24 protein-coding genes and 1 pseudogene are annotated in these 25,721 nt (G+C 41.6%); 14 read left to right on the forward strand and 11 right to left on the reverse strand.

Annotation, left to right across the window (positions count from 1 at the left end):
* Nucleotides 1-129 precede the first annotated feature (129 nt).
* From PUQ00_RS17155 to PUQ00_RS17175, 5 genes are all read left to right on the forward strand, one after another.
* Nucleotides 130-504 (forward strand): ferredoxin thioredoxin reductase catalytic beta subunit, encoded by a 375-nt coding sequence (locus PUQ00_RS17155; protein ID WP_300418847.1) that lies wholly within the window; start codon nt 130-132, stop codon nt 502-504.
* Complete coding sequence (locus PUQ00_RS17160; RefSeq protein WP_300418849.1) at nt 501-893, forward strand: DUF309 domain-containing protein; 393 nt, start codon at nt 501-503, stop codon at nt 891-893. The genes PUQ00_RS17155 and PUQ00_RS17160 overlap by 4 nt, the downstream gene beginning before the upstream one ends.
* Nucleotides 894-1,127: 234 nt before the next feature.
* Nucleotides 1,128-1,625, forward strand: coding sequence for an LptA/OstA family protein (locus PUQ00_RS17165; RefSeq protein WP_300418850.1), 498 nt, complete (start codon nt 1,128-1,130; stop codon nt 1,623-1,625).
* 28 nt (nt 1,626-1,653) lie between these two features.
* The gene (lptB, locus tag PUQ00_RS17170; RefSeq protein ID WP_300418852.1) at nt 1,654-2,382 is read left to right on the forward strand and encodes an LPS export ABC transporter ATP-binding protein; all 729 of its coding nucleotides are present in this window, start codon (nt 1,654-1,656) and stop codon (nt 2,380-2,382) included.
* A 138-nt stretch (nt 2,383-2,520) separates the two neighbouring features.
* Complete coding sequence (locus tag PUQ00_RS17175; protein ID WP_300418853.1) at nt 2,521-3,696, forward strand: LptF/LptG family permease; 1,176 nt, start codon at nt 2,521-2,523, stop codon at nt 3,694-3,696.
* A gap of 238 nt (nt 3,697-3,934) precedes the next feature.
* On the opposite strand, the gene PUQ00_RS17180 is transcribed toward PUQ00_RS17175, so the two are convergent.
* Nucleotides 3,935-4,555, reverse strand: a complete 621-nt coding sequence (locus tag PUQ00_RS17180) for a CP12 domain-containing protein (protein ID WP_300418884.1) — start codon at nt 4,553-4,555, stop codon at nt 3,935-3,937.
* Nucleotides 4,556-4,981: 426 nt separating this feature from the next.
* Between PUQ00_RS17180 and PUQ00_RS17185 the strand changes: the two genes are divergently transcribed.
* Nucleotides 4,982-6,253 carry a hypothetical protein gene (locus tag PUQ00_RS17185; protein WP_300418854.1) on the forward strand — a complete coding sequence of 424 codons (1,272 nt, stop codon included), beginning with the start codon at nt 4,982-4,984 and terminating at the stop codon, nt 6,251-6,253.
* A 144-nt stretch (nt 6,254-6,397) separates the two neighbouring features.
* Nucleotides 6,398-6,673: a helix-turn-helix domain-containing protein gene (locus PUQ00_RS17190; protein WP_300418855.1), complete on the forward strand. Its 276-nt coding sequence runs from the start codon at nt 6,398-6,400 to the stop codon at nt 6,671-6,673.
* An 89-nt stretch (nt 6,674-6,762) separates the two neighbouring features.
* Here PUQ00_RS17190 and PUQ00_RS17195 read toward each other — a convergent pair whose 3' ends face one another.
* The 4 genes from PUQ00_RS17195 to PUQ00_RS17210 form a co-directional block, all read right to left on the reverse strand.
* Entirely contained in the window at nt 6,763-7,404 is a 642-nt protein-coding gene (locus tag PUQ00_RS17195; RefSeq protein ID WP_300418857.1) for a GNAT family N-acetyltransferase, read from the reverse strand.
* Between the two features lie 53 nt (nt 7,405-7,457).
* Nucleotides 7,458-8,288, reverse strand: a complete 831-nt coding sequence (locus tag PUQ00_RS17200; RefSeq protein WP_300418858.1) for a PD-(D/E)XK nuclease family protein — start codon at nt 8,286-8,288, stop codon at nt 7,458-7,460.
* Nucleotides 8,289-8,391: 103 nt separating this feature from the next.
* Nucleotides 8,392-8,616, reverse strand: a complete 225-nt coding sequence (locus PUQ00_RS17205) for a hypothetical protein (RefSeq protein WP_300418859.1) — start codon at nt 8,614-8,616, stop codon at nt 8,392-8,394.
* Nucleotides 8,617-8,731: 115 nt separating this feature from the next.
* Nucleotides 8,732-8,971 (reverse strand): hypothetical protein, encoded by a 240-nt coding sequence (locus tag PUQ00_RS17210; RefSeq protein ID WP_300418860.1) that lies wholly within the window; start codon nt 8,969-8,971, stop codon nt 8,732-8,734.
* Nucleotides 8,972-9,384: 413 nt separating this feature from the next.
* Between PUQ00_RS17210 and PUQ00_RS17215 the strand changes: the two genes are divergently transcribed.
* Nucleotides 9,385-12,795: an NB-ARC domain-containing protein gene (locus PUQ00_RS17215; RefSeq protein ID WP_300418862.1), complete on the forward strand. Its 3,411-nt coding sequence runs from the start codon at nt 9,385-9,387 to the stop codon at nt 12,793-12,795.
* 63 nt (nt 12,796-12,858) lie between these two features.
* Here the strand turns inward: PUQ00_RS17215 and PUQ00_RS17220 are convergent, their stop codons facing one another.
* Together PUQ00_RS17220 and def are read right to left on the reverse strand one after the other, a co-directional pair.
* Nucleotides 12,859-13,062, reverse strand: a complete 204-nt coding sequence (locus PUQ00_RS17220; protein WP_300418863.1) for a hypothetical protein — start codon at nt 13,060-13,062, stop codon at nt 12,859-12,861.
* A gap of 10 nt (nt 13,063-13,072) precedes the next feature.
* Entirely contained in the window at nt 13,073-13,636 is a 564-nt protein-coding gene (def, locus tag PUQ00_RS17225; RefSeq protein ID WP_300418864.1) for a peptide deformylase, read from the reverse strand.
* A gap of 347 nt (nt 13,637-13,983) precedes the next feature.
* Between def and PUQ00_RS17230 the strand changes: the two genes are divergently transcribed.
* Nucleotides 13,984-14,886, forward strand: a complete 903-nt coding sequence (locus tag PUQ00_RS17230) for an ABC transporter permease (RefSeq protein WP_300418865.1) — start codon at nt 13,984-13,986, stop codon at nt 14,884-14,886.
* Here the strand turns inward: PUQ00_RS17230 and PUQ00_RS17235 are convergent.
* Nucleotides 14,883-15,011: a hypothetical protein gene (locus PUQ00_RS17235; RefSeq protein WP_300418867.1), complete on the reverse strand. Its 129-nt coding sequence runs from the start codon at nt 15,009-15,011 to the stop codon at nt 14,883-14,885. The genes PUQ00_RS17230 and PUQ00_RS17235 overlap by 4 nt on opposite strands.
* Before the next feature lie 14 nt (nt 15,012-15,025).
* Between PUQ00_RS17235 and PUQ00_RS17240 the strand changes: the two genes are divergently transcribed.
* From PUQ00_RS17240 to PUQ00_RS17255, 4 genes are all read left to right on the forward strand, one after another.
* Nucleotides 15,026-15,832 (forward strand): DUF3598 family protein, encoded by an 807-nt coding sequence (locus PUQ00_RS17240; RefSeq protein ID WP_300418869.1) that lies wholly within the window; start codon nt 15,026-15,028, stop codon nt 15,830-15,832.
* An 11-nt stretch (nt 15,833-15,843) separates the two neighbouring features.
* Nucleotides 15,844-16,407 carry a Uma2 family endonuclease gene (locus PUQ00_RS17245; protein ID WP_300418871.1) on the forward strand — a complete coding sequence of 188 codons (564 nt, stop codon included), beginning with the start codon at nt 15,844-15,846 and terminating at the stop codon, nt 16,405-16,407.
* Between the two features lie 321 nt (nt 16,408-16,728).
* Nucleotides 16,729-17,817: a chorismate synthase gene (gene aroC, locus PUQ00_RS17250; RefSeq protein ID WP_300418872.1), complete on the forward strand. Its 1,089-nt coding sequence runs from the start codon at nt 16,729-16,731 to the stop codon at nt 17,815-17,817.
* 763 nt (nt 17,818-18,580) lie between these two features.
* Nucleotides 18,581-19,360, forward strand: coding sequence for a DUF928 domain-containing protein (locus PUQ00_RS17255; protein ID WP_300418874.1), 780 nt, complete (start codon nt 18,581-18,583; stop codon nt 19,358-19,360).
* Nucleotides 19,361-20,002: 642 nt separating this feature from the next.
* Here the strand turns inward: PUQ00_RS17255 and PUQ00_RS17260 are convergent.
* Complete coding sequence (locus tag PUQ00_RS17260) at nt 20,003-21,760, reverse strand: CHAT domain-containing protein (protein WP_300418876.1); 1,758 nt, start codon at nt 21,758-21,760, stop codon at nt 20,003-20,005.
* 192 nt (nt 21,761-21,952) lie between these two features.
* Nucleotides 21,953-22,672, reverse strand: a complete 720-nt coding sequence (locus tag PUQ00_RS17265) for a tetratricopeptide repeat protein (protein WP_300418878.1) — start codon at nt 22,670-22,672, stop codon at nt 21,953-21,955.
* A gap of 254 nt (nt 22,673-22,926) precedes the next feature.
* Here PUQ00_RS17265 and PUQ00_RS17270 point away from each other — a divergent pair, with 254 nt between their 5' ends.
* Nucleotides 22,927-23,667 carry a chromophore lyase CpcT/CpeT gene (locus PUQ00_RS17270; protein ID WP_300418879.1) on the forward strand — a complete coding sequence of 247 codons (741 nt, stop codon included), beginning with the start codon at nt 22,927-22,929 and terminating at the stop codon, nt 23,665-23,667.
* Between the two features lie 270 nt (nt 23,668-23,937).
* On the opposite strand, the pseudogene PUQ00_RS32845 reads toward PUQ00_RS17270, so the two are convergent.
* Nucleotides 23,938-25,689, reverse strand: a pseudogene (locus PUQ00_RS32845) (CHASE2 domain-containing protein).
* Nucleotides 25,690-25,721: the final 32 nt, after the last annotated feature.

Genomic DNA, 25,721 nt, shown 5'->3' on the forward strand with positions numbered 1-25,721 from the left:
GACATATCAGCCTTTGAGCCACGGTAAAACAATTTGAGCAGGTAAGGTTGGGGAAATACACCCAGTAATCCTCTAGTGAGGCTGAGGTACAATGCAAAGAAATATTTAAATTATGAGCGACCGATCCACATGATCACATCAGAACATAAAGAACATAACACAAAATCCAGCGATAGAAGCCTAGAGGCAATGCGGCATTTTTCCGAACAATACGCCAAGCGTACTGGAACATATTTCTGTTCTGAACCTTCTGTCACCGCAGTTGTGATTGAAGGACTAGCCAAACATAAAGACGAACTAGGTGCGCCTTTATGTCCCTGTCGCCACTACGAAGATAAAGAAGCTGAAGTTCATGCCACATATTGGAACTGTCCCTGTGTGCCAATGAGAGAACGCAAAGAGTGCCATTGCATGTTGTTCCTCACCCCTGACAACGAGTTTGCTGGAGAAAAACAAGAAATCTCTCTCCAAGCAATTAAAGAAGTACGAGAGAGCATGGGATGAGCGAAACCATGCCCCAAGAGTTTTGGCAAGGCATAGAACAGTTCAATTCTGGTCAGTTCTATGCCTGTCATGACACTTTAGAGGCTTTGTGGATTGAAGCTAGTGAACCAGAAAAAACCTTTTATCAAGGCATTCTCCAGATTGCTGTAGCACTGTATCATTTGGAGAATCTTAACTGGCGAGGTGCAGTAATTCTACTGGGAGAGGGCAGCAATCGCTTGCAACGTTATCCATCTAGTTACGGCGGGATTGATGTCGATGAGCTATTGAGTCAGAGTGCAGTGTTGTTGAAGACATTACAAAAAATTGGGCCAGACAAGATTACATCTGGTGATTTGGGTGAACATCAAGTCTTATCTTTGCCTAGAATTGTGCTAACTACTGATTAGACATCTGGTGAAATTAATTATGCGTTGCCCGAAATCTTTGCTAGGCACAATTGATGAATTGTGCCTACGTCATTTTTACTTCTATGGCAATTACCTGAAACCTTGAGGTTAAGGGTAGCGTCACTATTTCAGCCAGTAGTTATCGGAAATCACTCCAGATTATATATTTTATAGTCTGGATAAAGTACTTGAGATAATTAGAATGCAAGCTGAAATCCTGAATCCCAAACTGCTATGATGCCCCGCTATCAATTACCCAGATCACAAATGCGTCGCTTTGGATTAGCTTTAATGCTGCCAGTTACACTCTTGGGCGCTTTTGTCTTCCCTACCCAACTGCAAACCGCTACTGCACAAACATCTGGAGCAAATCGCCCCCTGACTATCCGCGCTGATGTGCAAGAATATGACGCGAAAAATCAAGTAGTCACCGCTCGCGGTAATGTGCAAATGTTGTATCCTGCTCGCCAGATTCAGGCAACATCTGCCCAAGCGCAGTACTTTAGTAAAGAACGCCGAATTGATTTCAGTGGCAACGTCTATATTTTGCAACAGGGTGGTAATAGTATTCGGGCGGAGAAAGTAACCTATTTAATTGATGAAGGGCGATTTGTTGCCTTACCCCAATCCAACAGTCAGGTAGAGTCCATCTACATGGTGCAGGAATCAAATAATAATGGACAAACTGCGACACCTGCCCCAAAGACACCACCATTCAAGCGTTCTAATTAGCATTTACCACCAAGAAAGGGCGCGAACAATGAAAATTATTTTAGAGAATATTCACAAATCTTACGGCAAGCGAGTAATTGTCAATCGTGTCAATCTTTCTGTTGCTCAAGGCGAAATCGTTGGTTTACTAGGCCCCAATGGGGCTGGTAAAACGACGACCTTTTACATTGCCACAGGTTTAGAAAAACCCAATCAAGGAAAAGTCTGGCTAGGTAATCTCGACGTTACGGGAATGCCAATGCACAAAAGGGCGCGATTGGGTATTGGCTATCTAGCACAAGAAGCAAGTATTTTTCGCCAACTCTCAGTAGAGGATAATATTCTGTTGGTGCTAGAGCAAACTAATGTGCCACGATGGGAGTGGGCAAGACGACTCAAAACTTTACTGCGGGAGTTTCGCTTGGAAAAATTAGCCAATAGCAAAGGAATTCAACTTTCTGGTGGTGAGCGACGGCGGACGGAATTAGCCAGGTCTTTAGCTGCTGGACAAGAAGGGCCAAAATTTTTACTTTTGGATGAACCATTTGCGGGAGTTGATCCGATCGCAGTCTCAGAAATTCAGAAAATTGTAGCACAACTGCGCGATCGCGGCATGGGAATCTTAATTACAGATCATAATGTCCGTGAAACCCTCGCCATCACCGACCGCGCCTACATCATGCGCGAGGGACAAATTCTCGCTTTTGGCGCTGCTGACGAACTCTACAGCAATCCCCTGGTGCGGCAATATTATTTAGGGGATAACTTTCAAGTCTAAATTAACAATTATTTAGTTAATAATTTCAAAGGATATTCTTTATTATTAAGCATAAATTTCTTAATTAATTTCATTTTGACATTAAACATATACTTTGCTTTACTAGGGTTTGCCAATTTTTAACTTTTCAAGTTGCTTATGATATCAAAGAAGCTCACGTCCTTTTACAGCCTCCATTCGCTGCTGCCTTTTACGATCATGGATCGCTACCTTGCCAGCGAATTGTTAGCGCCGTTTTTCTTTGGTGTCGGAGCTTTTTCATCACTTGGTGTCACCATTGATGCTGTATTTGATCTCGTCAGAAAAATCGTAGAATCTGGGCTAGCTATAGACATTGCTATTCAAGTTTTTTTGTTAAAATTTCCCAATTTTATCGTTTTAGCTTTCCCCATGTCTACGCTGCTGGCTACTTTGATGACCTACAGTCGTCTTTCTAGCGACAGCGAACTAATTGCCCTGCGTGGTTGTGGGGTCAGCGTCTATCGCATAATTCTAACTGCTGTGATGTTAAGTCTTGTGGTTACAGGAATGACATTTGTGTTTAACGAACAAATTGCACCAGCAGCAAATTATCAAGCGGCGATGACTCTGGATAAAGCGCTTAAATCAAACAAGCCAACTTTTAAACAGCAAAATATTTTTTATCCTGAATACCAGGATGTTAAGGAGCCGGATGGCTCTAAGAATAGAATATTGACACGCTTGTTTTACGCCGATCAGTTTGATGGTAAGCGAATGAAAGGTTTGACAATTATAGACCGCTCAACAAAAGGTCTAAATCAAATTGTGATATCAGAATCTGCCCAGTGGAATCCTTCTCAAAATATCTGGGATTTTTACAACGGCACGATCTATTTTGTCGCTGCCGATCGCTCTTATCGCAACATTGTCAGATTTGAACATCAACAACTGCAACTACCGCGCACGCCATTAAGTCTGGCAGAAAAAAGCCGGGACTATGGTGAGATGAATATTTCTGAAGCACTACAGCAACTAGAAGTGGAAAATCTCGGTGGCGATCGCCAAAAAATTCGTAAACTCGAAGTGCGGATTCAACAAAAAATCTCCTTACCTTTTGTATGTGTAGTTTTTGGCTTAGTAGGTGCAGCGATGGGAAGCATACCCCAGCGAACTGGAAGAGGTACCAGCTTTGGGATTAGTGTCATAGTTATATTTTCCTACTACTTAATTTTCTTTATTAGTGGTGCGACCGCGCAAGCAGGTGTCCTCTCTCCCTTTATAGGGGCTTGGTTGCCCAACTTTCTTTTTTTGGGAATAGGTCTATTCTTATTGATCCGAGTTGCCAAACGCTAAATTGAGGAAGTGCTACTGTGTACACACAAGTCATGCAATTACCCAAAACAAAAACCTCAAAGAGTCCTGACGGACATCCCTCTCCTTACCAAGGAGAGGGACAGGTGAGAGCGTAGCAGAACCTTTCTTGAGGTTTTGTTAAGCTATTCGATAAACCGTAAATTGCTTCCAGAAAGACTTGTGTATACACCGTAGCTTAGAAGAGAGGTCAAATTCCAGCCATCGAACTCACGTTCGATTACGGATGATAATTTCGACATTCCGGTGCATTTGGGTTTTCTTTACAGTATTTTTCAAAAGAAACTTTGGCTGATACCATACCCTCAGCTTTCTGATGAGCTGCTTCTGCCTGGAGTTCTTCTACTTCATCCCAGGCAGCTGCACAGGATTTAGAATAAGCACCTTGTTCAGTGCAAATAGCACGAGCTTGCTCAATTGCTTTTTGAATTCTCTCCTCCAGCAGTACCGCTTTTGGCGCTTCCACAAAGTCGCTTTTGGTCAAAATGTCGGTAATTGAGATGATGCCCAACAGCTTGCCTTGAATCACAGGTGCTCTATGAATACCAGTGTTAGCAAATAACCGCGCTACATATTCCACACCCAAATCAGGATTGACCACAATGCAAGGCTTGCTCATAATTTCGTAAACCCGCACTTGCTTTGGGTCTTGACCATAGGCTATTACCTTATAGACAATATCCGTTTCTGTGACAATACCATAAGCATCATTGTCATAGCGACGATCCACAACCAGCGATCGCAATCTTTTTTCCTTCATCACCGCTACTGCTTCAGCAACAGTCGCCGAACCGCGAATGGTAACTACATCTTTGGTCATAATATCTTCAGCTTTCATCATTGCTGTAGTCTCCTGGTTAATAGTCCGGTGCAACCCAGCGCCCTCATAGACGTATCGAAGCATTGCAGCGCACAGTTTGCTAACTAGAAAGTAAAAAAGTTGGACTTTTGTCCAGCCACAACAATAAATTAGACCAGTTGTTAACTCCTGATGTTATCCAGTGTTACCGATACCCAAAAACTAACCATAAATTGCCATAACTTTCTAGAAAATCTTGCCCAAGGACTCCAGCCGCTAAAAAGTAAATTTTTGACTAGTACATGTCTATTGATAATGACTAATAACTAATGGAGAAGTTAGGATGAAATCACCATTCAAACTTAAATTGAGACATTTCCTATTGAGGAAAGCAAAAGCATTAAACAGCAACGTCTTCAGCTTCCGTCAAGTTTTCCCGATTTCGAGTAAATTTCAATTATCAATCCCATGCCACATCGACATTATCCTCCCGCCTACTTACGCTATCTCAGAGCCAGATTATTATGGAATCTAAAGCGACCTGGTTTTTGGGCAGCTGGAATTTTTTTATCTGTAGTAGGGCTAGTAACCTGGCAATACTGGTCAAATCCAGATATTTTCGTTTATAAACAAAAAAACCAAGTCGCTTCACAAAAACCTGCTGATTCCGACCTGTCGGCAGAAAACAGAGCTATTGCAGCGGATATTGATAACTTGCCAGTTTTATTTAATGACTTTGAGCAAGCAACTCTCTCAGCAACAGCAAATACCCCGAAGGAAAACACTCAGGGAAAAAAGAGCAACGACTTATTAGACGATATAATTAACAAACAAAAGTCTGGTACTGATACCAAATTAAATCCTGGTTTAGGCATAGTTAATGGCGACACCTCGCCAGCCGTGGAAAATCCCTTTGTTGTAAAAACAGAAAATTTATTGCGTACTGGGACGGTTGATAGTAATAACCAGTTTCTCGGTCTTAAGACATTAAATGCGGCATCTCAACCTACAGGGGGGGAACAAACATCCTCTAGCCTGGGTATTGGATTAACTAATCAAACCAATAATAATCAAAATTCCCTCTCTATCAGCCCTCAGCAAGCGGCGCTCAACCAATCGATAAACCAGAAATTGTCTAACTTCAATGGTACTGCAACTCAGACAAATGCATCGGGACGAGGCTCTGACTCAGGAGTAACGCTAATGCCACCCATCAACAGCTTACCCAGTCAAAATTCTCTACCAAGTACTGGGTTAACTGCTGGGACTGGCTACACCTCAACGGGTACAAACTTACCACAAAATCCCTACAGTAATTTAAATAACGGTCAGCTATTGCCTAGTAATGGGTTAACTACTGGTACAGGTTATACTTCAACGGGTACAAACTTACCGCAAAATCCTTACAATAATTTAAATAGTGGTCAGGTAGTGCCTAATTTAGCACCAGTGACGCCCCCAGTCACCTCTGTCGCACCAACGAATATTCCACCTTACTCTAGCCAGAGTCAAAGTCAAGGCGTTGTCACCCCCACAAACCCTGTGGGATATGGTAATTATGGCTTGCAGCAGCCGACGCAACTACCACAGTCATATGGGAATTATGGTATGCAGCAGCCAACGCAACTACCACAGTCATATGGGAATTATGGTATGCAGCAGCCGACACAACTACCACAGTCTAATTACCAATATCTTCGCCAGCTTCAACAGAAGTATACAGGCAGTGGGCAAAGGTGATTTTATTTATTTGCAGTGAACATAGTAGACATCTCCGAAAAAGAATGTAGAGACGCGAAATTTCGCGTCTCTACAAGGGTTCTAGATAACGCATATTTAATTTCACCAGATGTCTAGTGATTCACAGTTGGAAATATTTTGCGAGTGTGTGTAGGTTTTGTAAACAAATGGAAATACATATTTTTAGAACAGGGTGTCGTCGGACTGAAGCTGAGATACAAAGGCTCAAAAAGTTATCTTGAGCCTGCACAAAAACAAATTGTATTAACCTGGCTTCAACAGAAGAATTATTGGCATTTATCAGAATTGCAAGAGTATCTAGAAGATAATTTTGATGTAGTTTTTGAGTCGAATCAAAGCTACTACGACTTGTTTAAGCAAGCTAACATTCCGTTACCTGTGCGTAAGTTATGGCTATAAATGACTTCTAAAAGTTTTAACTCCAAACTCCAAACTCCTAACTCCTAACTCCTAAATCCTAACTCCTAACTCCTAACTCATAGCTTTTCTTAGATTGGAGATTGATCCTCGGTCGTTTGAGATTCATTTACTAGAGGATTGAGAACTACTTCATTAGCAACGCTATCAGGTTTACGGGCACGAATTGCTGGACGAGATCGCTTGTAACCTGCTCTTTCAGCTTTTTGGTGTTCGTAATCAATTAATCTGCCATAATATTCGTGCTTGCTTAAATTCATCGACAAGAAAATATGCTGGCGGATATTACCAAAACCTTTGCGGTTAAAAAACTTTAATGCTGAAGTATTGGTGGGATCAGTGTCTACCAGCATAAACCGTGCCCCATCTTCAATCATCCGGGCGACGACTTTATCAACCAACTTGTCTGCTACTCCCCGACGCTGATACTTCGGATTAACTCCCAGCCATAAAATGTATCCGTAAGTCCAGGATGCTTTGGTGATGATGGTTCCCAAAATAAATCCTGCTAATTCTCCCTCTGTTTCAGCCACAAGGCAATATTCGGGATCGGTGTTGTAAAGTCCAATCACTTCCCATTCGTCCCAGGTGCGGTATAAATAAGGATATAAATCGCTGGTAAATAACCCTTCTCCCAAGTGGTAAATGGGAGCAATGTCATCAATTCCTAATTCGCGAACATAAATTGCTTCAGTTTCATCAAAACTTGACATAAATTTAGAAGTTGTGATTTATTAATACTCCTATTAGATTTTACAAACATCCCCTAATGTATAGGGTTGAGTGAGACTTCTTGAATGCTGTCAAAATTTGGCAATGAGTCTTTCACTGCTTCTTCAGTAGCTTGTGTGCGTAGTTTACCGTCGTAGGCATCGCACCGTTTGGCAAACTGACAATGATCACAGGTTTTGCTACCCTCCACCACTTGCGGAAACTGCTGGTTATTTTGGTAATTTTCCAGCCAATTAGTTAACTGACTTAATAGTTGATTAAGTTTTTTTGCTGTTAGTGTGTGTTGAGCAGTATTGTAATTAAATTTAATATTTTGCGGTTTGCCCTCAGATTGGACAAACCAGTAAGTCATGGAAATCTTTTCTGGCAAATAGTCGCTAGTTTCTGCCAATACATACAGATAAAGGCGTGTTTGCCAGTTGGATTCTAACTTGCGTTGATTGGGTGGTTTAGGATAAGTTTTCCAGTCGAGAATTTGCGCTTGTTGGTTATCTGCAATCAATAAATCATAGACAACCGTCAGCAAATAATCCTGAACTTGCAGAGTCCGGTAGTGTTCACTTTCACGGAAAGTTTGATTATCAGATGCAGCCGTTAAAATTTCTGGGGCTGCATCGGCAAAACCTAGCATCCAACTTTGCAGTTGAGCATCTGCTTGCAGGAAACTATCAATTGGCAAACCCATTTCTCGCTGCTGCATTAGCAAGTGAAAACGACTACCCAAAGTTTGCCGTTCTTCTTGTTCTGGATTTGAAGGCGAATTGAGTTTTTCTAGATAGGTATGTTGAAATTTACGCGGACAAGTTTCTAGTAAGTTCAGTTGTCCTTGAGAGAGTCGCAGGAGTTGAGTGAGAGTTGACAGCATTCTTCTATTTTAGAAGCAAATTCTAATCTGCAACTCACCTTTAGCAGACTATCTGTGAAAAACAGGTATTTTTCACTGCCTTCACAGATAGTTTTCATGTCCACTACTTCAACTTATCATCATCTGTCTTATCTTGCTTATTGGGATCTCTAGTTTTTTCTTGGGACTTAATTGAGCCAAAGCTGTAGGCCATAACCATTTTAACTATGTCAAAATATGCTGGTTGATTATCTTTGTTAACGATTGCCAAAGAGATTGACCCTGCCACTAAGATGACTAAAAGTGGCGAAAGTGTTTCTCCCCCAAAGCCGTTGCTATTGTTTGACATGATATAATTTCCTAGTGGGAAGCGTTGGGCTAACTTGCACTTAACCCAAGAAAGTTGATTAAACTTGACTACAAACCTAAAATTGCAATCTTGTTGCTGATAATTGAGTGAGGAATCAACTCCAAGACTCAATTATCATGGCGATCGCAAATAGACAAAACAGAGATACTGCTATCTTCACAAACCATATCCATAGACTTGTGGATAACAGCATCCCAACTATTGAGATAGCGCCAAAAACCTGAGATAAAACAAGAGCGATTGCTAAACCAAGCAGAGTCAGCAGAAAATACTTGAGTCCCTGACAAAACCACTTGAATAGTACATTTTCATCATCTTTGAGATTGATTTTCATAGTTTTTGTCCTGTTTTGAGAGTTAAATCTAAGCAGCAGTTAGGGCTACCTCGACTGTCCTAAAAAAAGAGCCAATACTTGAAAGCACGCAGCAGTCCTACCAAACCTGAATCAAGTTTGAATACCAACAACAGTGGTTTGGGTATTTACAAATGGGAAAAGTAAACTTTTAAATGTTGGATAATTGAACCTTAAGCTCACTAAGTTACACAATTAGCCTGGCTAAACTCACTTTTAAACCATTTTAAAGTAACTTAGTGAGCTAGTCAAGTAGAACTGAGAAAATTATTTAAAGATACTGACTCAACAACGCATTTTCATACCAGATAATAGTTCAAGTGTCAATCTGAGCAGATGATTTTCTCACCTAGTAAGCTAATATTGGAATGTAGGTAGTTTGTCATAATGTGTGTATGAGTGAGATTCCCGAAGGTTTTCTTTCGACTTTAGCCCAAAAACGGAGTGTGTCTAGCAGTGAGCTAGAGGTGTTATCACATGCTGTTGAAAACAAATCGCCAAATGCGATCGCTCAAGAATTGCATATCAGCGCTGAGGCAGTACGCAAAAGATTGAGCGAGGTTTATAAAAAATTCCAAGTTAGTGGCAGTGGGCCTGGGAAACTCACCAAGTTACAGCAAATTATTGAAAGTGAGTATCGCGCATCTTTAGTTACTGTGGAACCTATTGCCAACAATCACCACGATTGGGGCGAAGCACCTAGTATTCGTGGTGTCTTCTATGGAAGGAAAGCAGAACTGTCCACGCTTAAGAAGTGGATTGTTGATAATAAGTGCCGATTAGTAGCACTATTAGGCATGGGAGGAATTGGCAAAACTGCTTTGTCTGTGAAGTTAGCAGACGAGGTTCACAATAATTTTGAGTACCTGATTTGGCGAACTCTCCGTAATGCTCCACCTATCCAAGAAATATTGGCGAACCTGATCCGATTTTTATCTGATCAGAAAGAAACTGATTTGCCAAAAACAATAGATGAGCGAATAACGCTGCTAATTGAATATTTCCGAAAGCGCCGTTGTCTTGTAGTGTTGGATAATGCAGAGACGATTTTGCAAGAAGGCGATCGCGCCGGAGATTATAGAGAAGGATATGAAGGTTATGGTCAGCTACTCAAACGGGTAGGAGAAGAACCTCATAAAAGCTGCTTAGTGCTAACTTCTCGCGAAAAACCCAAAGAATTTGCACCTTTAGAGGGAGAAGAATCACCAGTCAGAACATTCTCACTAGCCGGATTGGGAGAAATAGAAGGGCAAAAAATTCTTATAGACAAAGGTTTGTCTGATTTACCTACCAACGGGGCAAAACTGGTTAAGAATTATTCGGGTAATCCCTTGGCATTAAAGCTAGTCTCTGAGACAATCCGGGAATTATTTGGTGGTGATATCGCTGCTTTTTTAGATAAAGGAGAGATAATTTTTGGCGACACCCGTGATTTATTAGATCAGCAGTTTGAGCGTACATCCAATCTAGAAAAAGAAATCATCTACTGGTTGGCAATTAAGCGTGAAGCAGTTTCACTAGAAGATTTGCTAGATGATATTGTGCGTCTAGTGGCAAAAAGGGAATTACTGGAGGCATTAGAATCACTACGCAGGCGATCGCTAATTGAGAAAAGTGCTGCACTGTTCACGCTCCAACCTGTGGTGATGGAATACATCACTGACAAACTGGTTGAACAAGTCTGGCAAGAAATTACCAGTAGTGAAATTGCACTTTTTAATAGTCATGCTTTGATAGGAGCTACTGCTAAAAATTATGTCAGAGATATCCAAATTCGCCTCATTCTTAAGCCAGTTGCCGAAAGGTTACTCAATATTTTTATAACTCCAAAATATGTTGGAGACAAACTAACCCAAATTCTGGATAAACTGCGAGACAAATCTGGTGTCAAACGAGGATATGCAGGGGGTAATACTCTTAATTTGCTGTGTCAATTACAGGCCGATTTAAGTGGCTATGACTTTTCTTATCTAGCAGTTTCGCAAGCCTACTTGCAAGGTAAAAATTTGCACGATCTCAATTTCGCTTACTCAGACTTATCTAAATCAATTTTTACAGAAACCTTCGGGAGTATCTTATCGGTGACATTTAGCCCCGATGGTAAATTTTTGGCTACAGGTGATGCTAATGGTAAAGTTCGTTTGTGGAACTTTGATGGCAAACAAATTTTCACTTGTAAAGGGCATACTAGGCGGGTATGGTCAGTTGTGTTCAGTCCCGATAGTAAGACCTTAGCGAGTGGCAGTGACGATAAAACAGTAAGATTATGGGACGTTTGCACTGGTAAATGCCTTAAAACCTTGCAAGGACACACTAATTGGATCTGGTCAGTGTCTTTCAGCCCAGATGGTAAAATCTTAGCGAGTGGTAGTAATGACCAAACAATAAAACTGTGGAATATCAACTCTGGTGAATGCCTGAAAACCTTTCAGGAACATACTAGTCGGGTAAATTCTGTAGTTTTCAGCCCAGATGGCAAGCTAGTGGCAAGTGGCAGTGAAGACGAAACAGTGAAACTGTGGGATGTCAACTCTGGTAAATGCCTGAAAACCTTGCAAGAACACACCAATTGGGTTTGGTCAGTGGCTTTCAGTCCAGATGGCAAGCTACTTGCAAGTGGTAGTGAAGACAAAACAGTGAAACTGTGGGATGTCAACTCTGGTAAATGCCTGAAAACCTTGCAAGAACACACCAATTGGGTTTGGTCAGTGGCTTTCAGTCCAGATGGCAAGCTACTTGCAAGTAGTAGTGATGACCAAACAGTAAGATTATGGGATATCAACTCTGGTAAATGTCTGAAAGCTTTGCAAGGCTATACCAATTGGGTCAGGTCAGTGGCTTTCAGTCCAGATGGCAAGCTACTGGCAAGTGGCAGTGAAGACCAGACAGTGAAACTGTGGGATGTCAACTCTGGTGAATGCCTAAAAACTCTGCACGAGCATATTAGTAGAGTTAGCTCAATTGTTTTTAGTCCCGATAGCAAAACCTTAGCCAGCGCTAGCGAAGACCAAACAGTAAGACTGTGGGATGTCCAATCTGGCAACTGCTTGAAAGTTTTGTGGGGTCATACTAATTGGATTTGGTCAGTAGCTTTCAGTCCAGATGGCAATATTCTCGCTAGTAGCTGCGAAGACAAAACAGTGAAACTGTGGGATGTCCAATCTGGTGAATGCCTAAAAACTTTGCATGGGAAAACCTTTTGGATTTGGTCAATAGCTTTCAGTCCAGATGGCAAGCTACTGGCAAGTGGCGGTGACGAGAAAAGAGTGAGACTGTGGGATGTCAACTCTGGTAAACCCCTAAAAGCTTTAGATGAAGAACATACCAATTGGGTTAGGTCAGTAGCTTTCAGTCCGAATGGTCAAATATTGGCTACTGGCAGTGAAGACCAAACAGTGAGACTGTGGAATGTCGAATCTGGTAAATGCTTAGAAGTTTTGCAAGGGCATACTAACTGGGTCAGGTCAGTTATTTTCAGTCCAGATGGCAAGTTACTGGCAAGTGGTAGTGACGATAAAACAGCCAAACTGTGGAATCTCAGTGAAGGAAAATCGCTGAAAACTTTACAGGGACACTCTCTGGAAGTATTGTCAGTGGTCTTTAGTCCAGATGGTCAAACCCTAGCCAGTGGTAGCCAAGATGAGACAATTAAGCTTTGGGATGTATTGACGGGTGAGTGCCTAAAAACACTGCGATCGCCACGACCCTACGAAGGCATGAATATCACCGGGGTTACAGGCTTAACCGCAGCGCAGTTAGTGACGCTGAAAGCTTTAGGGGCAGTGGAAGATGGAGAGCAAAAATAAAAGGTAAAAGAATGAATTTTGCCGAGTTCCTTCATCCTTTTACCTTTTTTATGTACCTGATGCTTATTTCATGTTAGCCCTTGCGTCCTTAACTGCGGCAAAGAAAAATAATCCGGTGAGTGGAATGCTCAATGCCAGGATAATTGCCGTGGCTTGGACGCCCAAATCTGGTTGTCCGTAACTGAGTTCAAAAATCGAACCGACAGCTGCGATCGCACTTACACACGAACCACCCAGAAATAAACCGCTTTTTGGAGTTAAATACACTACTAGCCCCCTATGCTATTGGTTTCACCGCTTGATACGAGAAGCCATTCTTAGATAGCTCCTGGACTAAAGTCAAGGAGTTTTCTACACGGTCTACAAATACCACGCCGTTCAGGTGATCCATCTCGTGCTGAATGCAGCGTCCTAAGAGGTCATTAGCTTTTAATGTCCGGGGACGACCGTACTCGTCTTTATAGGCAATTTCCACGACTTCGGGGCGCTTCACGTTTTGGAATACATTGGGAATGCTCAAGCATCCTTCTTCGGCAACAGAGATGTCGCGGCTGACTTGTTTAATGGTGGGGTTAATCAACACCAACGGCTGATTAGCTGCGTTCTCTGGTTCCAGGTCGATGACAATTAGTTGTTTATGAATTCCCACTTGGGGTGCAGCCAAACCAATGCCATCTTTACTGTACATAGTTTGCAGCATTTCGCGCACCAGTTGACGGAGTTCGTCATCTACTTTAGAAATCCGCTTTGCAGCTTGACGCAGCACGCGATCGCCTAAATAATGAAGCTCCAAAGGTGGATTTTTTAACTTTTTTTTCTCTACGGCAATTTCAGAGGGCATGAGTCTCAATGGCTAGATGGTGAAAATTCCTACTACTTCAATTCTATCAATCTTAGTGGTGGTCAGTTGTAATGGAGTGCTGAGTGCTGAGTTATGAGTTATGAGTTATGAGTTATGAGTTATGAATTATAAGTTATCAAACAGAATTCAGGAGTCAGTCGCCAGAATTCACTTGGGTATTTTGTGCGACTGGTGGATGAATAAACGGCGTTTTTGCACCCCCACCAAATTTTCTTGTTTTGTGGTCAACAAGAAAGTGGCGGGTCTGAATCCCCCACTGATTGCATTCTGACTCCTGAATTCTGACGAATGTATTCTTCTTCAAAAATTTTTGACTGGGGTGATGTGTGTTTAAATCTCTAACGAAACTTGACTATCTGCTCAAAGAAACTTTCCTCGGTTTATTGCGGGGAGGTTGGATGAATTGGGCAGCTATAAGTACTGTGACGGTGTTACTGTTTTTATTTGGCTTGAGTTTGCAAACCTCTTGGCAAGTCGAAAAACTCCTCTACCAGTTCGGTAGCCAGCTAGAAGTATCAGTTTTTCTCGAACCGGATACGCAAGTTGAAAGCATTCAGCCACTGATCGCAAAAATGTCAGAGGTGACGGCGATACAAACGATTACCAAAGAGGAAGCTTGGACTAAGTTAGTTAAGGAAATGAGAATTTCTGATATTCAGGGGGCTACCCAGGAGCTAGGTGAGAATCCTCTGGTTGATGAGATGAAGGTGAAAGCGCGTAATTCTCAAGTTGTACCAACCTTAGCAACGCAGTTGGCTAAGTTACCAGGAGTTGAGACGGTGCAGTATGTCGATGAAGCAGTCAAACGTATTGCCCAGTTGCACCAAGGTCTGAACTGGATTACTTTAACAATTACGATTATTCTAACTTTAAGTGCGATCGCAGTGACTACTACCACAATTCGGCTGATTGTCATGGCGCGAAGCCAGGAAATTGAAATTATGCAACTAGTGGGAGCAACTTCTGCATGGATTTACCTCCCGTTTATTTTACAAGGAACTACCTTTGGCTTAGTTGGTGGTGCGATCGCTTGGAGTTTCATTTCTGTGATTCAACAGTTTCTCGGTAAGTTGCTAGTCAATCAACCGGAATTTATCCAAGTCATCACTAACAAAGTGCAACTCACTCCAGCAGAAATTTTATTATTGCCCCTGATTCTCTTGAGCTTCGGTGCAGCAGTAGGATTAATGGGGAGCTTATTTGCTGTCCGACGTTTTGCTAAAGGTTAGGCATTGGGCATTGGGCATTGGGCATTGGGCATTGGGCATTGGGCATTGGGCATTGGGAATTGGGCATTGGGAATTGGGCATTGGGCATTGGGCATTGGGCATTGGGCATGGGTGGGTAAAGACAAAGGAAGAAATGGCTATGAAATCGCAATGGGAATGTTTTTTGCAGAATCTCGGTGTTTGGGAAGGTTCATTTACCAATTTTTCTCCTCAAGGGACACTTCTGAAGGATACTCCTAGCCGTCTTTCCCTAGAAGATTTGAACAATAAGCAGACAGTGCGCCTAACTCTGAGCCGTTCGGGACAAGATGTAATCAGAGAATTTAATTCTGTGGGAGGGGGTCTGTTGTTTTTTGAAAATGGTTCATTTTCTGAAGGTTTAATTCAGCTAGGGCCATTTTCCGAATTTGGGGCAGAACTTGCTTTGGTTCATGAAAATCGGCGCTTGCGTCTGGTACAACTGTTTGATCAGACCGGTCAGCTAAAGGAACTAGTTCTAATTCGAGAACATCTAGCTGGAACCCCAGTAACAGAACGTCCACCCTTGCAGATAGATGACTTGTTGGGAGAATGGCTTGGGCAAGCAGTGACAATATATCGAGATTTGCGATCGCCTGATACTTACTCTACAACCTTAAAACTACAACTTGATGATGCTAGGCGATTAATTCAAAGTACTTCTTTTGCAGAACGTACAATTACCTCAACTGCTACCATCAAAGACCCGATTATTCTCTTTGATCAAGATCCCCAAAAGCTGGTGCAAGTATTACTTTTACCAGATGGCGCTTCTGCAACTTCTCCTCTCAAGGTGCAGTTACGTCAACCCTTATTTCTGGAAGTGGGTTGGTTAATTCAGCCAAATCTGCGCCAACGGATGATTCGCAGCTACAACGAGAAAGGCGAATGGGTTAGTCTGACATTAGTTAGTGAAAAAAGAGTGTAAGGAAACCTTAAATGGTACAGACCCCTTCTAAACCCTTGACTCTAAGTGAATTTCTGGATCTGCCAGAGACAGAACCTGCCAGTGAATACATTGATGGACGTATCATCCAAAAACCGATGCCGCAAGGAGAACACAGCGCAATTCAAACCGAGTTAGCACCTGCAATTAACTTGGTCGTTAAACCCAAACAAATTGCGCGGGCTTTTTGTGAGCTTCGTTGTACATTTGGTAATCGCTCAATTGTGCCTGACATTTCCGTGTTTATGTGGGACAGAATTCCCCGCAAAGAAAATGGTGGGGTTGCTAACGTTTTCTCGATCGCCCCAGATTGGACAATTGAAATTCTATCTCCTGATCAAAGTCAAACTAAAGTTACGAAGAATATTCTGCATTGCCTGAAGCATGAAACTCAGATGGGATGGCTGATTGATCCTAAAGAACAATCTGTGTTTGTCTACTTGCCAGATCAACCAACCACTTTTTACGAAGAACTAGGAACACAATTACCAGTGCCAGAATTTGCTAAAGATTTCAGCCTAACAGTAGAAGGTTTATTTAGCTGGTTGCTGGGGTAACTGTAGTTCTACCATCTTCTCAGCAATAATCTCAAGCTAACCGATCGCATTATATCGTGAGACATTACACCCAACTTTCCTTGGAGATCAGACTTGATCGTTCCAATAAAAACCCCTGGTTAACTACCAGGGGTAATGCAAGTCAGTACTTTTTTCGCATGGAATGTACGTTACTCGAATACCATAGCAAGCGTCTAATTTACAGATATGCCATTTTGCCAAACAAAAAAAGCCCTACAGTATTTGTTAGATCAGAGCAAAAATAAACTTTTGCAAGAACTCTAGGTAAAATACATAAGCTTTACCTTCTTCTTCAACATCATGGGCAACACTTTTGGACATCTATTTCGTATAACTACTTTTGGGGAGTCTCACGGCGGCGGTGTGGGGGTTGTAATTGATGGTTGTCCTCCACAACTAGAAATTTCGGCAGAAGAAATTCAAGCAGAACTAGATAGAAGGCGTCCCGGACAAAGTAAAATTACCACCCCTCGCAAAGAAGCGGATACCTGCGAGATTTTATCAGGAGTATTTGAAGGCAAAACATTAGGAACGCCGATAGCAATTTTGGTACGTAATCAAGACACTCGTCCCCAAGATTACGACGAGATGGCACAGAAGTATCGGCCTTCTCACGCCGATGCAACTTATGATGCAAAATATGGCATTCGCAATTGGCAAGGTGGGGGTAGGTCGTCAGCGCGTGAGACAATTGGAAGAGTAGCAGCTGGTGCGATCGCTAAAAAAATTCTCCGTCAAGTCGCCAATGTCGAAATTATCGCTTACGTCAAGCGCATCAAAGACTTGGAAGGTGTCGTTGATCCAAATACTGTCACCTTAGAACAAGTGGAAAGCAATATCGTCCGTTGTCCAGATGCTGAATGCTGCGATCGCATGATTGAATTAATTGAGCAAACAGGTAGACAAGGTGATTCTATCGGCGGTGTCGTAGAATGTGTAGCGAGAAATGTGCCCAAAGGTTTGGGCGAACCAGTATTTGATAAATTGGAAGCTGATATCGCTAAGGCTGTGATGTCTCTACCTGCTAGCAAAGGCTTTGAAATTGGTTCCGGTTTTGCGGGAACGCTGCTAACGGGAATTGAACATAACGACGAATTTTATATTGAGCAAAATGGTGAAATCCGCACACTTACAAACCGTTCTGGTGGGATTCAAGGAGGAATTTCCAACGGAGAAAATATCATTTTGCGAGTTGCATTTAAGCCGACAGCAACAATTAGAAAAGAGCAGAAAACTGTAACTCGCGAGGGCGAAGAAACGCTATTAGCAGCAAAAGGACGCCATGATCCTTGTGTGTTACCGCGTGCAGTTCCAATGGTTGAAGCAATGGTGGCCTTGGTGCTCTGTGACCATTTGTTACGGGATCATGGGCAGTGTAAGGTCTTATAGGTACTATTCCCTTCGGGGTTTGGCAGTCGTTTATGGGGAGCCACTGCGTTGGGTGGGTTCCCCGACTTGTACCCCTGCGGGGAAGCAAGCTACGGGTAGCGTCTTTGACAGGAGAAGCAAGTGGCGTGATATATTTAAATCCTCAATCCCAATCAGAGCGTGGTTTTACTCAGATAAATTGTGATTTTCTATAATGTATCTTTACGGATGTTACTTATTTTCTGGTATAGTCTCGCTATTTTGATAGTCGCTTTTTTATAATTAACTTAAGTCTTTTATAGAGCTACTGCTATGGTGATAAACTCATGGTGTTTATACATAAAAGACTTGTTAATATTTGTCTGCAAGTGTATAATTTTGTCTATTTAATTCTCAACTAGACCGTGTTCTCTGAACTATCCACACTGACTTAGAGCTTGCCTTGTATAGTGTCCGCTTCTGAACTTATAAGCGAGTGCAAAAGCTTAGACAAAAGTCCAAGCTTTTGCTTTTCTTCAAGGTTTCGATACGACAGCGAACATCGCATATACCAGCGTATAGACAGTAGAATAATCTTGCATTGGAAATATCGCCATAAGAAAATAGTTACTTGCGGTTCATTAGCGGAGTATCTTTGGCTGCTAAATTATCTGCCTTCTGCACTTTTAGCAGACCAGCACTGGTTTTTGTAACACAGCCGTATTTTCAAGCGCATCTGCAAAATATAGGTTGTTTAACCAGATGTGTTCTTAAGACTTGTCCTAGCAACTTATCGAGGTAGAACATGGCTCAGATATTAAGTCCTTCCCAGAAATATTTGAAAAAAAGCCTTTTTACATCCATTGATATTGCCTTGAGTTTATTATTATTGATGCCTACAACAGCCTTAGCTGATAAGAACAATAATTCTAATGATCCCCCACCTCAGACTACGGGAACTTCAGGTGGCTCTAGAGGGTGCGAAACTGAGTCCGAGACATCTTCAAGTAGCATTCCAACCCTGATTTTACTTGCACCATCCCAAATTTATGGGCAAACTTTGGCAACCCGTCCTACATTCGCTTGGTTTATCAGCAATTCTACCTCGTGGCAAATGGAGTTTCGGCTTTATAAGTATGACCAAGCTAGCAAACAATCTAAGTTGGTAAAGGAGATTAAAGACGAAAACTTTAAAAGTTCACCAGGAATTATGATGCTATCTCTGTCTAGTCCAGAATTGTTAGTTGGTGGAAAATATCTTTGGCAAGTCGAATTAGTCTGCGACGCTAATCGCCCATCAGGCAATCCATTTGCTACAGCTGCGATGAAAGTAGTTTCAGTTCAACCAGATTTGGAAAAGCAGCTTTCTCAAAGTAATGATGTTTTAACTAAGGCAAATCTCTATAACCAAGCTGATTTGTGGTACAACACTTTAGAAATTGCTTTAATCTCAAAGGATGAGCCGAAGCTGAGAGAATTAAATATGTCTCTTTTAGAACAGGTAGCAAATGGCTCTGAAATAGAACTTAAAAAACAAATTCAAGTAGAACTTACAAAAAGCGCAATTCATCAATTGCAGCGCTAGTACCGCAAGGCGGAATTCGTAATTCCTAATAACGCTCTCTACCAGACGCGCAGGGACGCGGACTCGCTCTCCGTGGCGAAGACAGTAATTCGTAATTCGTAATTACCTGTTATCAAAGGTTTCAGACATTTCAAATAGGTAGCTTATTTACGCCGTGCTGTGCTAGTATAAACGTTTTAATTTTCAACTAAAAAATACTAAAAAATTTCGGTTCTATCGCTCCTGTTATACTGTGGGATTAAAATTCCGGTTTGATCGCGAAGCTTGAAAACCTGAAAACCCAGTCATTCTAAAGAACAAAGTCTATAAGACCAGTTTATTTATTATTAGAGTCCACAAAAAGAGCGATAGAGCCAAAATTTCAACTTGAAGACAGTGATTAACTAATAATTACGAATTATTTTAAAGCCAGTTACCAATGAGAATGAATGGTGCCCAGTATCCAGGGTGACTTTCGAGTTGCTGCTGATGTGCTTGTAGCCAAGCTATTTGAGTAGGGTGCGTTAGTCTTTGGCTAACGCACCACCTCTGATTCCAGGTGCGTTACGCTACGCGATAACACACCCTACATATACTTAGATTTTTTCACAAATCAAATCGGATTGCTATAGTATTACCAATTTCACCGCAATGTTGACTGATTTAAAGCCAGTTACCAATGAGAATGAATGGTGCCCAGTATCCAGGGTGACTTTGGAGTTGCTGCTGATGCGCTTGTAGCCAAGCTATTTGAGTCATCTGTAAAGCTTTGGCCTTACTTAGTCCACTGTGCCAGCTTTGATAAAATTTGGCTATCAGTTGCGCGGTTGCGGCATCATCAATTTTCCATAGAGAGGCCATAGCACTTTGAGATCCGGCTTGGATGGCGATACCAGCTAGACCGAGAGCTTCACGATCGCTACCTACTGCTGTTTCACAAGCTGTCAAGGTCAGTAACTCTATCGGATAACTGCGATCGCGACTATTACTAATTAATTGAAAAAGCTCGGTTATTGTCAATTTTTCATTATAAGTCTCAGTTGCGCGAGATTTTTGATGATTTACTTTAACTTTTTTACCAGTTACCAAGAACGTTTCTTTATCATCAATACCAAACTTGCCGTGTGTTGCTAGATGAATCACTGGGTAAGTATTTTTTTCTAACTCTTGTTGCAAGCGCTCAGGTGTAAAGTCTTGATCCAGTAAGCCCTTGCTTTTAGGTAAACTCGTTGTAATAGTTTTGAGCTCTAATTTCACTTGACTAAGTGGCTGAAAAGATTTTGCACCCGCATCTGTTTCAACGATAGCTGCCTGTGTCAAGCCGAAAGCCAATATTCGTAATTCTTGAGGATTATAGCGGATTGGATTGGTCAAAGTCAGTGCTGGGGCAGTGGCGATCGCATACTTTTCAACCAAGAATTGCTTACCGTCAAACAGCGCTGCCATTGGGATACTCCGAATAATTCCATCTTGGATAAAAATTAAAGTTTCGACTTTCTCTGTTTCTAAATCTTTGATAAAAGGACTAATGAACCAGTCATAAACTTCTTTAGCTTTGGCTTTATAACTATTTTCCAAATCGGAGCGTTTTTCTAGCTTAACTCGTAGGTCATTGATTGCATCTTTGACCTCCTGACTCTTAGCAGGTATCCAAAAAAATCGTGATTTAAATTTTTTCTGAGCGTCAGCCAAGGTAAGAATGATCGCCAGGCGCTCTTTCAAGATAATCGAACTCAAGACAGCAGTGTTTTTCCCGATTAATGGCACCGGTTGCTCAATCTGTGCTAAAGCACAATCATTACCTAAATAATTTTGTAGTTCTGCAAGCCTTAATTGATCTATTCCTAAAAGGACAAATTCCAAATTCTGTTGAATATCAGATTCTTGAACAAGATCCTCAGTTTGCTCTAGGCGTAACTCCACTAACTCGCGGTAAACTGGTTCAACATTGTCTCGAAAGTCAAATTGAAAATCTCGCTGTTCTAAGGTAAGGTCGGTGCGGATAATTTTGAGGCTGTCAATAGATTGTTCATAAAAATTAATTGCTTCTTTTACCCGACCTGTGGCTTTAGATAGGCGTGCCGCCTGCCAAGCCCACAAGTAAAGGCTCTTGTTTGCGATCGTGCCAATCAGCGCTTGTTGAGTTAAATTTATAGCTTGTTGATAATCTTGAAGACATTCGTAAATATGTCCTAATCGACCTTTGGCAAAGGATTCTCCTTCTTGATCGTGTATTTTTTGAGTGATTTTTATAGCTTTGTTGAGTAGTTCGACAGACTTAGGTAAGGATTCTGACTTCAAGCATTGAGTTACTGGGTCATTAGTGACCGACGCGCTCTTTTGGTCAACGAGTTCTAAAATATTAGCGAGTTGAATCGCCGCATAGGCTTGCTCACGGGAGTCCGGTAATTGTCCCAACACGACGATCGCTTGCTGTAATGTATTATTAACTATGGCTTTATCTTGAGGATGTTGGCGGTAATAAAGCCTAACTAGACCTAGTAGCGATCGCAGTTCGTTTACTCTGTCGTTTTGGCTACGAGCTAGATTCAGACTTTGTTCAAAATATTGTGCAGCTTGGTTATCATCACTAACCGTGTATTGCTGGAATTTTTACGCTGATTTATGATCGCTTACCTCGCTAGCGAATTCAGCACGACGCTCATTGCTCTTAGCCAGACTAGCGTAGGTATTAGCTAAACCATTTAAGCTAGACCCTATATAAGTTTGATGATTGATGCGCTGGGCGATTTCATAACTGCCTTCAAAATCTTGAATAGCTTGCTCGTACTCGCCTTGGAGACGATGAGCATTTCCTAAACTCCCCCAAGCGGCGACTTCGCCAAGAGAATCTGAGTGGTGGCGGGCAATTTCTAGGGCACTATCCTGAGTACATGGCAGATTGATTTGATTTTGACCGCACAAAATGGCAACTGCCCGTCGGTGCTGTCCCAAGCTACTGTAGAGTTGAGCTTGTTCTGTTATCATCCGTCCTACTTTTATCGGCTCGTTTGTTTGACGATAGTAAGCAATAACTTGCTTTAATTGCGCGATCGCTTCAGGTATTTTACCTACTTGTTGGTATGCTCTACTAAGGTATACAAGGACATTTATCCTCTCGGCAGAATTACTGTCGCCCTCTTGATCAGAAGAGAGAGCTTTTTGCCAACACTTGATTGCTCCTTGAATATCGCTAGCTTGATATAGCTTAAGCCCTTCCTGCACTAGCTGTGTTAAAGCCGACGATTTAGCTGTGGCGATCTCTGCGATTCCCTGATGCCCAATTGTTAGAGAAGGATGTGCTAACCACAAACATAAGGTTAGCGTTGTCAAAAAGATTACTGCCCAAACGCGACGAATACGGTATGGCAAGCGTTACATGATGGCACAAAATAATATTTTGATTAATCAGCGATCGCTTTAGACAATGCCCAGTCTTGGCGTTGCGATCGCATAACTAAGTACAGTATTTCACAAATTCGTTAGAAATTACGCCAGAAATAAATTTCTTGGCGGCAAATAGGGCTTAATAGTGTAAATTATTTGTCATCTGTCTGTAATCTGCTCTTGTTCAAGTCAAAACCTATATGCATTTACTCAAAGTATCAATTTTGACAGTATTAGTCACAACATTTTCATTTGTTCAACAAAGCCGTGCTGACACTATTGCCCCACCAATTAAGACACAGGTGAAGGAAGTAGCACAGTGGTTCACTGGCTTTTTTGATAATGCCCAACAGATTGCTAATAGCCCTTCTGTGCCATTAATTACGATCTCAAATTGTAGTGTGCAACTGGATGATAGTAATCCTCTGGCTGACACACAGAATGTTTATCTGGAACAAGAAAGCCCAGGTTTTGAACGCCTACGCCTTTATTCTTTTAGTGAAGAGAATTCGGTTGTGAATCTCAGTATTAACAGTTTTTTGAATGAAAATACTGTACGCGGGTTATGCAATCATTCTCAGTCTACGCGAACTATTAGTATTAACAATGTTGAGCACAACACCTGTAATCTGCAATTATTTTGGGAGCAGAATAGCTACATTGGAAATAACGCTCCCAATGGCTGTATAACAAGTGATGGCTTCAAAGTGGTTTCCGACGTAACTATTGAGCAGAGTAGCATCGACTCCCTAGACAAGATTTTTGATGCTAAAGGTAATTTGCTTGTTGCCACACCCATCGAATTCCGTCGAGTTGAGCCTGTTCCAGAACCCTCTGTCATATTCGGGTTGCTGGCTTTAGGAATTTGGAGTACAAAAAACGCAATTTCAGATAACCTAAAAGATAAATTCCAAAAGAATAAAACCTCTGTTTCAAGTTAGCGATTTAGGCGACACAAGAGTTAACTTCATCCTTCCACTTTTACTAAAATTTCAGCATAATTCCTAATTGAGAAAAGTAATGTTATCTTAATCTCTCACGGATAGTGCAATTTTTAAATTAGGGACTTCCAGAAAATAAATTATCCAATTCACTCAGATAATATTTTTCTTTCTCCCCCTGCGCCATGCTCCTTGTCCCCCTGCCTACACAGCGATGGGATATTTTTTTAGTTGGAAGTCCCTTAGCTCAGTGCGGCTAGAGAAAAATTTTCAATTGCCTGGATACAAAAATCGTTGCCACCAATTATTTTCTACAGCCCAAGTCAACTCGCAGACAATGCCTTGGGGAGAGTGAGGAAATCGTCGAAACTTACCTCTCAATTTTCGGGCTAAATCTTGAGCTTGATCTGTTCCTCGCCCGTAACTTTGATAGTTAGATTTAGATATAATTCCAGATCCATTATCAATTATTTGCAGACAATACTCGTTCGCCGATCGCGTACAAATAACATCAAGACGGGTAGCTCCTTGCGAATGTTTGCCGACATTACATAAAGCTTCTTGCAAAAATAAGTACAAGCCTCGCTTTTGTTCTGCATTTAGGTAGCAATCTGCTAGTGGCTCAAAATTGGGAGGAATAAAACTTTGGATTGTTTCAAATCCTTGAAAGTTTCTTCTTAAGGTACTGTCGTAAATATGATAAAGTAACTCAGCAATTGGAGTTTGGAGATCGAGAACCTCATTTCCCTCCAAATACAGCCTGTCATCACGACTAAGCATTTCTTGACTGAGATAATCAGGAATACTTCGTAACTCCCGATTTAGTTGTTCAAGTTGCGATCGCAATTTTCGTGTTTCTATGTCTTCTTCGCCAAGACTCCTTAAAATTACAGCCAGAGTTTGCAGAGGGCCATTATGGATTGTGTCAAAACAGCGTTTGAGAGTTAGACTACGTTGTTCAAGTAATGTTCTTAAATCTCGGTCGAAAAAAGATGTTGTCAGTCCTGCACTTGCTAGAGATAACAAAGTTGGTACTAAAGGAATCCACCAACCCACAACGAGGAGAATATAACAAATTCCCACAAGTCCGACGCTAGCTAACCCCAAGCTCAACAGTGTTTTTACAGGAGATTGCAGGATTAAACCCAGAATTATACCAAGTAAACCCCAACCTAAAATCCATAAATATTCCCAAAATTTTGACCAGACTTTTAACAATGGTCGTCCGTCTAAAACATTACTAATAATTTGGCTCGTGACATGGGCATGAATCTATACACCATAAATCCATTGATACTGATTAGCAGAATTTTCAAATCCTAAATCTTTAGTATAAAATGTACGTTTGACTGCTGAAGTGATAAATCTATCTTTAATACTGGAGGCAGTCATGCCGATAATTACGACGCGATCGCTAATCCAATTGGGATTAAATTTTTTAGTGAGAACATCTTTCAAAGATAAGATGCGAAAAGGTTCAGGATCAGAGCGAAAATTTAATAGGATCTGAAAGCCATTAGCATCAGTTGCCACATATCCGCCAGAATTGGGCAGAAAGCGGACTAGCTGGCTCGAACCAAACCCAATAGGATCGTAAGAACGACTGCCATGATGAAATACAATTCCTTGTTCGCGCAAATAGAATTGTGCTAAACGCAGAGGTAAGGAGTATTTAAGTTTTCCCGTGTAAGTCTTGCTTGCCATCAAGCTACGGCGTAATTTGCCATCAGGGTCAACTATTACATCTGCAAAGCCGACTCGTTCGGGCGGTAACTCCGGCGGTGGCTTAACATTAAAAGTTCGTTTCTGATTTAATGCAACTTCAACTCCAATGATATTTGGATTTTCTCTCAAGGCGAGTGCAAAGTCTGCACGATTGGAATTACTATCTTTGTCCTTAAAAAGATCCAGACCGATGACTCTAGGTTTGTAAGTATGTAGAATGCTCAACATTTTAGCAATGTCTTTATCCGGTATAGGATAGTTTCCTACATATAGGAATCCTATTTGAGTTTTGAACAAGCTCCGTACATCTGAAGAGTGGCAAAGTCAAA

The sequence above is a fragment of the Nostoc sp. S13 genome (assembly GCF_029379315.1).
In the GTDB taxonomy this organism is placed as follows: Bacteria; Cyanobacteriota; Cyanobacteriia; order Cyanobacteriales; family Nostocaceae; genus Nostoc.